Source organism: Streptomyces sp. SS8 (assembly GCF_054072955.1).
On record NZ_JBSVCZ010000011.1, the window covers coordinates 175694 to 187605 of the forward strand.

Annotated in this window: 10 protein-coding genes; 4 read left to right on the top strand and 6 right to left on the bottom strand. The window is 74.6% G+C overall.

Annotated features, from left to right (window positions below; translation table 11 throughout):
• The first annotated feature begins 295 nt into the window (after positions 1-295).
• Positions 296-1060, top strand: coding sequence for a class I SAM-dependent methyltransferase (locus tag ACW69E_RS13550; protein ID WP_457498472.1), 765 nt, complete (start codon positions 296-298; stop codon positions 1058-1060).
• 119 nt (positions 1061-1179) lie between these two features.
• Here ACW69E_RS13550 and ACW69E_RS13555 read toward each other — a convergent pair whose 3' ends face one another.
• The 5 genes from ACW69E_RS13555 to ACW69E_RS13575 all read right to left on the bottom strand — a co-directional run bounded on the left by ACW69E_RS13555 (position 1180) and on the right by ACW69E_RS13575 (position 6050).
• Complete coding sequence (locus ACW69E_RS13555) at positions 1180-1989, bottom strand: SDR family NAD(P)-dependent oxidoreductase (RefSeq protein ID WP_457498457.1); 810 nt, start codon at positions 1987-1989, stop codon at positions 1180-1182.
• Positions 1990-2014: 25 nt separating this feature from the next.
• Entirely contained in the window at positions 2015-3199 is a 1185-nt protein-coding gene (locus ACW69E_RS13560) for a serine hydrolase domain-containing protein (RefSeq protein WP_457498458.1), read from the bottom strand.
• Positions 3200-3275: 76 nt separating this feature from the next.
• Positions 3276-4085 (bottom strand): energy-coupling factor ABC transporter ATP-binding protein, encoded by an 810-nt coding sequence (locus ACW69E_RS13565; protein ID WP_457498473.1) that lies wholly within the window; start codon positions 4083-4085, stop codon positions 3276-3278.
• A 26-nt stretch (positions 4086-4111) separates the two neighbouring features.
• A complete protein-coding gene (cbiQ, locus tag ACW69E_RS13570; RefSeq protein WP_457498459.1) occupies positions 4112-4876 on the bottom strand; it encodes a cobalt ECF transporter T component CbiQ in 765 nt (254 codons plus the stop codon).
• 1 nt (position 4877) lies between these two features.
• Positions 4878-6050: an energy-coupling factor ABC transporter permease gene (locus tag ACW69E_RS13575; protein ID WP_457498460.1), complete on the bottom strand. Its 1173-nt coding sequence runs from the start codon at positions 6048-6050 to the stop codon at positions 4878-4880.
• 395 nt (positions 6051-6445) lie between these two features.
• Here ACW69E_RS13575 and ACW69E_RS13580 point away from each other — a divergent pair, with 395 nt between their 5' ends.
• The 3 genes from ACW69E_RS13580 (at position 6446) to ACW69E_RS13590 (ending at position 11082) form a co-directional block, all read left to right on the top strand.
• On the top strand, positions 6446-6862 hold the full coding sequence (locus ACW69E_RS13580; RefSeq protein WP_457498461.1) for an SsgA family sporulation/cell division regulator: 417 nt from the start codon (positions 6446-6448) through the stop codon (positions 6860-6862).
• A gap of 497 nt (positions 6863-7359) precedes the next feature.
• The gene (locus tag ACW69E_RS13585; RefSeq protein ID WP_457498462.1) at positions 7360-10785 is read left to right on the top strand and encodes a S41 family peptidase; all 3426 of its coding nucleotides are present in this window, start codon (positions 7360-7362) and stop codon (positions 10783-10785) included.
• A 78-nt stretch (positions 10786-10863) separates the two neighbouring features.
• Positions 10864-11082 carry a hypothetical protein gene (locus ACW69E_RS13590; protein WP_457498463.1) on the top strand — a complete coding sequence of 73 codons (219 nt, stop codon included), beginning with the start codon at positions 10864-10866 and terminating at the stop codon, positions 11080-11082.
• A 38-nt stretch (positions 11083-11120) separates the two neighbouring features.
• Here ACW69E_RS13590 and ACW69E_RS13595 read toward each other — a convergent pair.
• On the bottom strand, positions 11121-11912 hold a 792-nt coding region (locus ACW69E_RS13595), incomplete at its 5' end, for an NAD(P)H-dependent oxidoreductase (RefSeq protein WP_457498464.1).

An 11912-nucleotide genomic window follows, 5' to 3' on the forward strand; every position in this document is an offset into this window, starting at 1 on the left:
TCCACCTCCAGATCTACACCCACCTGGAGTACCTGCTCTCCAAGACCGAACGGCATCAGCTGCGCGAAGCGGTCGTCAGCCGGGTCAAGAACTCCACCGCCTTCCTCGCCCTCGCCGCGGCCATCACCTACCACGGAGCGCCCGTGGCGGCCGACCCGTTCCTGCGACTGCTGGACGAGACGATCCCCCGCCTGCCCATCCCCGGATACCTCTACTTCGAGATCCTGGCGGAGTACCTGATGCTGCACTCCACCAGCGACCGGACCAGCGGATCAGCCACCTCGTCGCGGCCCGGCTGTTCACCCCTGGTCAGGTCCCGGAATCCTGGCACCGCACCCGCTGGGAGTTCGACAACCTCGCCGCACAAGTCGAAGCCCTCCTCGACGAGCCGACGACCACCCACGGGCTCGGCCGGGCCCTGCGCGCCGCCGCCAGGGAGATCGAGCTGTACCGGTACCACCGCGCCGGCTCCAGGGCGTGGCCCGACGGACGGATCGACGCCGTCCCCTCCAAGGTCCAGATCGGCGGCGGAGCCCACCGCATCGACGGCTTCTTCAACATCGACGCCGTACCGCCGGCCGACCTGCTGTGGGACGTCCGCGAAGGCATCCCCCTCCACGACGCCACCGTGCAGTCGTTGTTCTCCGAGCACTTCCTGGAGCACATCGACTACCCCCGCTCGGCCAAGCACTACGCACGCGAGACCCACCGTGTCCTGGCACCCGGAGGGCAGGTCGTCACCGGTGCCCCCGACGCCGCGTTCGTGCTGAACCAGTACCCGGCCGACCCTGGCCAGGCGGACAAGGCGATCGAGCGCTGGTACGCCAAGCGCGACTGCCTCGACGACATCAACACTTATCTGGACCTGATCAACTACGTCCTCCGCGACCAGGACGACGACCCCACCTACACCCCCCACCTCTGGGCCTACGACCACGAGAAGCTGGTCCAGCTGTTCGGCGAGGCCGGGTTCCGGTCCGTCGAGCCCTGGCCGTTCGACCCGGCCATCACCAACCCCAAGCGGCAGTGGGGCAGCGTCTACGTCATCGCCATCAAGTGACATGCCCCCACACGCCCCTGACCCCGCCGGACGCAGGTGCGGCCGCTGTGGCCGGAGGCGCGGAACGGAAAACCCGTCCCGTCGACGCGGCCGGAACACCACGGGCCCGCGCGTCCCCCTCAGCCGGGCGGCTCCTCCCCGCCGAGCACACGGCGCAGCCCGAGGTTGGAGACCAGCAGACCGCCGTCGACGGGGAGGGTCAGGCCGGTGATCCAGGACGCGTCGGCCGAGGCGAGGAAGGCGACGGCCGCGGCGATGTCCTCGGGGCGGCCCACCCGGCCCAGCGGGTACTCCCGGGCCGCGCGCTCCAGCACCTCGTCGCGGCCTTCCCACGCCCGGGTGGCGACCGTTCCCGGCGCGACCAGGTTGACCCGCACGCCGCGCGGGGCGGCGTGCCCGGCCAGGGTGCGGGTCAGTGAGGCCAGCCCCGCCTTGGCCGCGCTGTAGGCGTGTCCGCCGAAGTCGCGCTCGCCGTTGACGGAGCCGACGCTGACGACGGCCCCGCGCCGGTCGGGGGCGGCGGCCAGGTGGGGCAGGGCGGCGCGGACGCAGCGGAACGCGCCGGTGAGGGTGAGGTCCAGGCCGCGCTGCCACTCCTCATCCGCCAGGTCCTCGAAGAGCGGGGGCTCGGACTGGATGCCGTAGGCGTTGTTGACCAGGACGTCCAGGCCGCCGAACCGCTCCACCGCGTGAGCGACGGCCGCCCGCACCGAGCCGTCGTCGCCCACGTCGCAGACGGTGTGGGCGGCCTGCCCGCCCGCCTCGGTCACCTCCCGGGCCGTGCGTTCGGCGCTCTCGCCGTCGACGTCGGTGGCCAGCACCCGGGCGCCCTCGGCGGCCAGCCGCCGGCAGACCGCCGCGCCGATGCCCCGCCCGGCGCCCGTGACCAGTACCGCGTAGTCCTTCAGGCGTTCCTCGAACCGCTGCATCGGGCCAGCGTAGGCGCCGGGCCGGTCACCCGTCCCCGTGCGCGGCGGCCTTCCGCAGCGCGCGCACCAGGGCCTGGGCGCGCGGGTCGGAGGTGACCGACTTCTGGAGGGAGTTGGTGACGTAGGCGAAGGCCAGGCCCGTCTCGGGGTCGGCGAAGGCCAGCGAGCCGCCGCGGCCGGAGTGGCCGAAGGAGCCGGGGCCCAGCATCGGCGAGGACGGTCCGTGGAGCATGTAGCCCAGACCGAAGCGGGTGGCGACCAGCAGGACGCGGTCGGGTCCGGCCGACTCCTCGGTACGCGCCTGGGTGAGGGTGGCGGGTGCGTACAGGCGGCGGGTGCCGTCGCCGAGGTCGCCGATGAGCGCCGCGTAGAAGCGGGCCAGGGAGCGGGCGGTGGCCACGCCGGAGGAGGAGGCGAGTTCGGCGGCCCGGTAGGCGGGGTCGTTCTCGTCGGGCTGCGGGTCGATGGCTCCGAAGGCGCGGCGGGTGAGGGAGTCCGGGTCGCGCCAGGCGTCGGCGACCTCGCGCTTGGGGCGTACCCGCAATCCGGCGGAGGCGGGCGCGGGCGGGGCCTCCACCTCGGCGATCCGGCCCACCCGGTGCGCCTGGTCGGCGGGCAGTCCGATCCACAGGTCGAGGCCGAGGGACGCGGCTATCTCCTCGGCGAACCAGCGTCCCAGGCTGCGTCCGGTGACCCGCCGCACCAGTTCGCCCAGCAGCCAGCCGTAGGTCTGCGCGTGGTAGCCGTGGGCGGTGCCCGGCTCCCAGGCGGGCTCCTGGGCGGCGACGGCGCGCGGACCGGAGACGCCGTCGAGCGCCTGCTCCGGGGTGAGGGGGGTGTCCAGGGCGGGCAGTCCGGCGCGGTGGGTGAGCAGGTGGCGCACCAGTACGCGCTCCTTGCCCGCCGCCTTGAACTCCGGCCAGTAGGTGCCCACCGGCGCGTCCAGGTCCAGGCGTCCGCGCTGGTGCAGCAGGTGGAGGACGGCGGCGGCCGGGCCCTTGGTGACCGAGCGGACGACCTGGGCGGTGCCCTCGGTCCAGGGCTCCTGCCCGTGGGGGTCGGCCAGGCCGCCCCACAGGTCGGCGACCTTGTGCCCGTCCCGGTAGACGGCCACGGCCGCGCCCCGGTCGCCGCGCTCGGTCAGGTTGGCGCGGAAGGCGTCGCGGACCGGCTCGTAGCCGTCCGCCACCGTGCCATGGACGTCCACCACTGTCTTCGTGCTCCCGCCGGTCAAAAGGTGATGCGTGTGCCGATGTGTGCACCGATGCGTGCCGTCGTACATGGTGCTACGCGCGCGGCGGCGACACCGACCGGGGGTCGAATCCGAAGGGCAGCTCCAGGCGGTGGGCGCGCATCAGCGCCTCGTCGCACAGCAGGTCCCGGGTGGGGCCGTCGGCGGCGACGACGCCCTCGCCGAGGACGACCGAGCGGGGGCACAGCTCCAGGGCGTAGGGCAGGTCGTGGGTGACCATGAGCACGGTGACGTCCAGCGACCGCAGGATGTCGGCCAGTTCGCGGCGGGAGGCGGGGTCGAGGTTGGAGGATGGCTCGTCCAGGACGAGGATCTCCGGCCGCATGGCCAGCACGGTGGCCACCGCCACCCGGCGCCGCTGGCCGAAGGAGAGGTGGTGCGGGGGGCGGTCGGCGTACTCCTCCATCCCGACCAGGGCCAGCGCCTCGTGCACCCGGGCCGCCAGTCCGGCGCCGCGCAGCCCGGTGTTGGCGGGGCCGAAGGCGACGTCCTCGCGGACGGTGGGCATGAACAGCTGGTCGTCGGGGTCCTGGAAGACGATGCCGACGCGGCGGCGGACCTCGGCCAGGGCGGCCCGGTCCGAGGGGTCCACCCGCAGTCCGGCCACGGTGACGCTTCCCGCGCCGCCGGTGAGGATGCCGTTGAGGTGGAGCACGAGGGTGGTCTTGCCGGCGCCGTTCGGCCCGAGCAGCGCGACGCGCTCGCCGCGCGCCACCGTGAGGTCGACGCCGAAGAGGGCCTGGTGGCCGTCGGGGTAGGCGTAGGCGAGGCCGGAGACCTCCAGGGAGGGGGGCGCGGGTTCGCCTCGCGGTTCGTCCCTCGGTTCGGTTCGCTGCTCGTTCAGTGGTTCGCCTCTCGGATCGGCTGCCGTCAAAGGGTCCACCATCCCATCAGACAGACCGCGAGCGCGGCGAGCGGGAGGGCGGCGGCAAGGGACCACTGGGCGCGGGTGGCGGCCGTCTCGTCGGCGGTGGGCATGGTGCCGGTGTAGCCGCGGCTGACCATGGCCAGGTGGACGCGCTCGCCGCGCTCGTAGGCACGGATGAACAGCGCCCCGGCGGTCTTGGCGAGCACGCCCCACTGCCTCACTCCGCGGGCGGTGAAGCCGCGCGAGACGCGGGCCAGGCGCATCCGGCGCATCTCGTCGGCGATCACGTCGCCGTAGCGGATCATGAAGGAGGCGATCTGCACCAGCAGCGGCGGCATGCGCAGCCGCTGGAGGCCGAGCAGGATCTCGCGCAGTTCGGTGGTGGAGGCCAGCAGGACGGAGGCGGCGACACCGAGGGTGCCCTTGGCCAGGACGTTCCAGGCGCCCCACAGGCCGGACTCGCTCAGCGACATGCCCAGCGCCTCCACCCTCGGTCCCTCCGCGACGAAGGGCATCAGTACCGCGAAGGCGACGAAGGGGACCTCGATCAGCATGCGCGTCAGCAGGTGGCGGGCGGGGACGCGGGAGAGCGCGGCGACGGCGGCCAGCAGCAGCGCGTAGGCGCCGAAGGCCCACATCGCCTCGCGCGGGGTGGCGACGACGGTGAGGACGAAGGCGAGGACGGCCGCGATCTTGGTGTGGGCGGGGAGGCGGTGCACGGGCGAGTACCCGTGGCGGTAGAGGCGGTGGGCGTGTCCGGCGCCCATCTCAGGCGTTCCCGGCGGGGGTGCGGCCGGTGTCGCCGCCCGCGGCCGGTGCGGAGGCCGGTGCGGAGGCTGCCTCCGCGGCCGCCCTGGCGTTCCTGCGGCGGGTCACGACGACGAGGACGCCGGTGCCCGCGGCCAGTGTCGTGCCGGCGCCGATGACGCCGGCGAGTCCGCCGGAGAGGCGCTCGTCGGTGATGGAGGCGATGCCGTAGTCGGCGAGCGGGGAGTCGGCCAGACCGTGCTCCTCCTCCTGGGAGGAGATGCCGTACTCGCCGGCGACCTTCTCCAGGCCGTCGGGGGCCGCGGAGGCGTAGAAGCTGACGACGCCGGCGCACAGGAGGGTGGCGGCCAGTCCGCCCGCCCAGACCTTCCGGGTGGAGGCGGGGCGCGCGGCGGGACCGGCGGCGGTGGACGTGGTGGAGATGGAGGTGGTGGCGGCGGCCTGCGGGGCGGGTCCCGAGCCGGGGGTGGCGACCGGACCGCTGCGCAGGACGAGGGGGCGGGCCAGTCCGCGTGCGGCGTACACCAGGTCCGGGCGGACGGCCAGGACGGCGCCGACGGTGGCGGTGGTGATCAGCGCCTCGCCGACGCCGATCAGGGTGTGGACGCCGAGCATCGCGGTGAGGACCTTGCCCAGGGGGACCTCGGCGGTGCCGCCGAGCGCGTACAGGCCGGTGAAGACCGCGGCGGCGGCCGGTACGGAGAGCAGCGCGGAGACGAAGGCGGCGGCGGTGACCGAGCCGCGGCGGCGCGGCAGGACCCGTACCAGGGCGCGGAAGACGGCGTAGGAGACGACGACGGTGACGACGCCGATCAGGGTGATGTTGGTGCCCAGCGCGGTGAGGCCGCCGTCGGCGAAGAGCAGGGCCTGCATCAGCAGGACGACGGAGAGGGCGAGCACCCCGGTGTAGGGGCCGACGAGTATCGCCGCCAGCGCCCCGCCCATCAGATGGCCGCTGGTGCCCGCGCCCACGGGGAAGTTGAGCATCTGCACGGCGAAGACGAAGGCCGCCACGAGTCCGGCCAGCGGCGCGGTGCGCTCCGCTCCGTGGTGGTCGGCGGCGCCCGCCAGCTCGCGGCGGGCGCCGCGCAGGCTGACCGCCACGGCGGCCGCGGCGACGGCGCCGGTGGCCACCGAGACCGGCGCGTTGAGAAATCCGTCGGGCACGTGCATGGCAGGACTCCGCTTCTCGGGCTTCCACGGCCGGGCTTCCGCGGCTGCCGCGGCCCCGTGGCCGGAGGGATACGGAGAGCCGGGGCGGCTCCACACCTCGATGGTAAGGAGTAGTTGCAACCTCTTCGCAAGAGCACCCGATTCGCCGGTGAACGGATGCGCAAGGGGCGCGGCGGGCAGATGTGACACAGTGCGACGGGTAGGGGCACGCAGCGTTTCCATCCCGCCCGGTTGCCGGTGGATCGGGATACTTGCCTGGTCCGGGGGAAGACGGCACCAATGTCGGACCTTCACCGAACTGTTGCGGAACTCACATCGATTACCTGCGGTATGCCGTCATGAAAACGCTCTGGCGGGGTCGTAGGAGAAAAGGCCCCCGGAAAAGGAGCAACCCCATGCGCGCAGTCGTCGACCACAGCGTCCAGGCACGTCTGATCACCGTCCCCTCGGTCACCCGCGAGGTGACCGTCGGGCTGCGCTACGACCGCCACGATCCCTTCGCCGTCAGCCTGGCCTTCCCACCCGATGTCTCCCTGGACGGGCAGGAGGTCGTCTGGGTGTTCTCCCGCGAACTGCTGGAGGACGGGCTGCGGGCCGCGGTGGGCCTGGGGGACGTGCACATCCGGCCGTCCGGCCCCGAGCGGCCCGAGGGGACGGTCATCGAACTGCGCGCTCCCGAGGGGGTCGCGGTGATCGAGTTCGACACCACCGGCCTGCTGCACTTCCTGCACGGCACCTACGGCGTGGTGCCGGACGGCTCCGAGCACCTGGAGTTGGACCTGGAGCGCGGGCTGACCTCCCTGCTGGGCTGAGGCGGCGGCCGCGCGTCCGGCGCTTCGGCAAGCAGGCGCCGGGATACGGGCGGAACGAGAACCGCAGGACCCGGCAGAGGGAACAGAAGGAACAGCACGTCCCCGCAGGGCCGCAGGGAGCCACGCACGGATCCCGGGCAACGCACGGCAGTCCCACGCGGTCCCACGCGGTCCCACGACGCAGAACGCACAGAGGCACACAGAGCCGCACAGGGCCGCACAGAGCCCGGCGGGCACGGCAGGGACCGGACCGCCCGCCCGCGCACACGGCCACCGGTACCGCCCGGCCCGAGGCCCGGACCTCCCCGGCGCCCCGGAGCCCTCCCGAACCCTCGGCCCGACACGGAAAGCGGCCCGCACCGGCCCCGGCCGCCCGCCCTCGTGCCCGCCCCCGCCACCGTCCGGGGGAGCCCTCCCCGCCGGTGAGCCCCGGGCCCCGACCGCCGCGCCGCCCCCAGGAGTTGCCGCCCGCCGCCCGGCTGCCGACCATGGGAGGGATGACCGCGACCTCCGGATCCCCAGGCACCCCCGTTCCCCCCTCCCCGGACTCCTCCGGGGCGTACCTCAGGTTTCCGCACCTCCACGGCGAACTGCTCTGCTTCACCGCCGAGGACGACCTGTGGATCGCCCCGCTCGCGCCCGGGGCCGCCGAGCCGCCTCGCGCCTGGCGCCTGACGGTGGACCGCACGCGCCTGGGGCACCCGCGCTTCTCCCCCGACGGCCGCCACATCGCGTACACGAACTGGCGCAGCCTGGACCCCGAGGTACACCTGACGCCGGTCGACGGCGGGCCGTCGCGGCAGCTGACGTACTGGGGCGCGGTGGACACCCAGGTCCGCGGCTGGACGCCCGAGGGGGACATCCTGGCCGTGGCCTCGCACGGCCAGCCGTTCTCGCACTTCGCCTGGGCCCACCGGCTGCCGGCCGGCGGCGGTCCGGGCGAGAAGCTGCCCTGGGGCCCGGTGTCGGACCTCGCCGTCGCCGACCTGGACGGAAAGCGGCGCACCCTGCTGCTGACCGGCACCCCGCCGCACGAGCCGGCCGCCTGGAAGCGCTACCGCGGCGGCGCGATGGGGCGGCTGTGGCTGGAGGGCGAGCGCCTGGTGCCCGATCTGTACGGGCATCTGGACTGCCCGATGATCGTCGGCGGCCGGATCGCGTTCCTCTCCGACCACGAGGGGGTGGGCAACCTCTACTCCTGCCTGCCCGACGGCACCGGTCTGCGCCGCCACACCGACCACGCCGACTTCTACGCCCGCCACGCCTCCACCGACGGCGAGCGCGTGGTGTACCAGTGCGCGGGCGAGCTGTGGCTGGTGGACGACTTCTCGCCGCACGCGAGGCCGCGCCGGCTGCCGGTGCGGCTGGCGGGGCCGCGCGCCGGGCGCCGCGTCTACCAGGTGTCGGCCGCGGGCCATGTGAACTCCCTGGCCGTGGACACCACCGGGCGCGCCAGCGCGGTGGGGGTGCGCGGCAGCCTGTACTGGCTCACCCACCGCGACGGCCCGGCGCGGGTGATCGCCGACACCCCGGGGGTGCGGGCGCGGCTGCCGGAGATGCTCGGCTCCACCGGCCGGATCGCCTACGTCACCGACGCCGAGGGCGAGGACGCGGTGGAGATCGCCGACCTGCCGCGGGCCACCGGCGCCCGCGAGCCGGTACGGCTGGCCGCCGGGCGGCTGGGACGGGTGCACGAGCTGATCGCCTCTCCGGACGGCGCCACCCTGGCCGTCGCCTCGCACGACGGGCGGCTGCTGCTGGTGGACGCCGGGGAGGGGAGCGGGGGCGGAGGCGGGGGCGATGAGGCCGCCGCAGCCGGGGGGACCGGGACCGGAGCCGCCGACACCACCGGAACCTCCGGATCCGCCGAGGCCGCGGAAGCCGCCGGTGTCGCCGAGCTGGTCCGTTCCGTCAACGGTCCCGTCCGCCACCTCTCCTTCTCCCCCGACTCCCAGTGGCTGGCCTGGGCCCACCCCGGTACCGACGGCGCGCTCACCCGCATCCGGATCGCCCGGCTGTCCGACCGCACCGTCCTGGACGTCACCGAGGGCCGTTTCGAGGACGAGCAGCCCGTCTTCACCCGCGACGGCCGCTATCTCGCCTTCCTGTCCTGGCGCGGCTTCGACCCGGTGTACGACGTGCACACCGGCGACCTGTCCTTCCCCCTGGGCTGCCGCCCGTATCTGGTGCCGCTGTCCTCGGCCACGCCCTCGCCGTTCGCCCTCTCCCCCGAGGGCCGCCCGGCGGCCGGCGGCCTGGACCCGGACGCCCTCGGCGAGGCGGCCGGGGAGGAGGGGACGGTGCTGGTGGAGGCCGAGGGGCTGGCCAGCCGCGTCACGCCCTTCCCCGTGGCGGCCTCGAAGTACTCATCGCTCCATCCGGTCAGCGGCGGCGGGCTGGTCTGGCTGCGCTGGCCGATCTCCGGGGCGCTGGGCGAGACCTTCGCCAACCCGGCCGACACCTCCGGCCGCCCCACCCTGGAGCACTTCGACCTGATCAAGGCCAAACGCACCGAACTGACCGGCGACATCGACTGGTTCGCGGTCAGCGGCGACGGCACCCGCCTGGTGGTCAACGACGACGGCGACCTGCGGGCCGTACCCGCGAGCGAGCACGCCGACGCCGACTCCACCACCCACCTCGACCTGCGCCGCATCCTGCACGACGCCGATCCGCGCGCCGAGTGGCGGCAGGCGTTCGACGAGGCGGGCCGGATCATGCGCTCGTACTTCTGGGACCCGGGCATGTCCGGCGTGGACTGGGACGCGATCCTGGACCAGTACCGCCCGCTGGTCGAACGGGTGGCCTCCCCGGACGAGTTCGCCGACCTGCTGCGCGAGACGGTGGGCGAGCTGGGCACCTCGCACGCCTACGTCTCGCCGGCCCGCCGCAACGAGGGCCCGGCCCACTACCAGCGGCCGATCGGGCTGCTGGGCGCCGACCTCGCCCGCGACGGGGAGGGCCGCTGGCGGGTGGAGCGCATCCTGCCGGGCGACTCCTCCGACTCCCGGGCCCGCTCCCCGCTGGCCGGCTCCGGCATCCGCGAGGGCTCGGTGCTCACCCATGTCGACGGACGCCCGGTGGACCCGGACGCCGGCCCGTTCCCGCTGCTGGCGGCGGCCGGCGGCACCACCGTCGAACTGGCCTTCCTGACCACCGAGCCCGGCGACGGCCCGGACGCCGTCCCGCACCGCCCCCGCCGCGTCGCCGTCGTCCCCCTCATCGACGAGCGCCCGCTGCGCTACCAGGACTGGGTGAGCCGGCGGCGCGCGGTGGTGCGCAGGCTCAGCGGCGGCCGGTGCGGCTATCTGCACATCCCGGACATGGGCGGCTCCGGCTGGGCGCAGTTCAACCGCGACCTGCGCATGGAGGTCTCCCGGCCCGCGCTGATCGTGGACGTGCGCGGCAACGCGGGCGGCCACATCAGCGAGCTGGTCGTCGAGGCGCTCACCCGCACCATCCTCGGCTGGGACCTGGTGCGCCACTCCCAGCCGGTCAGTTACGCCTCCAACGCCCCGCGCGGCCCGATAGTGGCCCTGGCCGACGAGGCCACCGCCTCCGACGGCGACATGATCACCGCCGCGTTCCGGCTGCTGGGCATCGGCCCGGTGGTCGGCGCCCGCACCTGGGGCGGGGTGGTCGGCATGACCGGGCGCCACCGGCTCGGCGACGGCACGGTCATCACCGTGCCGATGAACGCGGCCTGGTTCGACGAGTACAAGTGGTCGGTGGAGAACCACGGGGTGGAGCCCGACATCGAGGTGCTGCGCACCCCGACGGACTGGGCCGAGGACCACCACCCGATGCTGGAGACGGCCGTGCGCACCGCGCTGGACCTGCTGGAACGCCATCCGGCCGCCGCCCCGCCCGGCTACGACGACGTCCCCGACCGCAGCCGCCCCCCGCTGCCGCCGCGACCGTGATCCGTCCGGCGTGCGGGGCCCGCGCGGGCGTGCGAGCCTGGTGGTGACCGACCGTTCCGACGAGTTCCGGGAGCACGGATGGGCAAGCCGGACAAGCACTCGGACGTCTCCGGGAGGACCGGGGGGACCGGGAGGACCGGGGAGCGCGGGGGCGGGCGCCGGGCCGTACGGGGCGCCTCCCGCGAGGGCGGCGCCCCTCCCCCGTGGCGCACGGGCCGCGACCGCGAACAGGACGCCTGGCGGCCGGCCCCGGACAGCCGCGCGGAGCACGGCGGGGAGGACGGGCCGGGCGCCTAGCGCCGGGCGTCCTGTTCGCGCGTCCCCGCCCGCGCGTCTCAGCCGCGCGGGCGGACGTGCAGGTCCGGGCCGCTCGTCCCCGGCGCCTCCACGCCCGGCAGCAGCCGCATGCCGTGGTCGTAGTCGCCGCCGGTCAGCGACCGGTACGGGACCGGTTCGTCCGTGAAGAGCCGGTCGAGCCGCCGCCCGTACTCCCGCTTCGCCGCCTCGAACCGCTCCCGGGACAGGACGTTCGCGTCGTACACCGCGAACGGTTCGAGCGGCGCCATGCCGGTGAACCAGAACAGGCCGTGCTGGAACGGGTGGAGGAGGTCCGCCAGCCGCCCGTGCGCGCCGCGGTCGGAGAAGGAGGACTCCGGGGCGCCGGCCGTCACCGACATCAGCGCCCGGCGCCCCGCCAGGGCGCCCTCGCTGTAGGGCGGGGGGAGTCCGGGGCCGTGGGCGAACCCCCGGGCGAACACCCGGTCCATCCAGCCCTTCAGGATCGCGGGCACCGAGAACCACCACAGCGGGAACTGCAGGACCACCGCGTCCGACCAGCGCACCTTCTCCTGCTCGGCGGCGATGTCGGGGGACAGCCGTCCCGTCCGGGCGGCCTCCTCCGCGGCGGTCAGCAGGTCCAGCCGCCGGTCGGCGGGGTGGCCGGGGAAGTCGTCGGCGTCCACCGCCGCCCTCCACTTCATCCCGTAGAGATCGGAGATCCGCACCTCGTGCCCCGCCCCGCGCAGGTGCCCGGCCGCGAAGGCGGTCAGGGAGGCGGTGAGGGAGCGGGGTTCGGGGTGGGCGCCGACGAGGAGGATCTTCTTGCGCTGCTGCGGTACGGCTGCGGT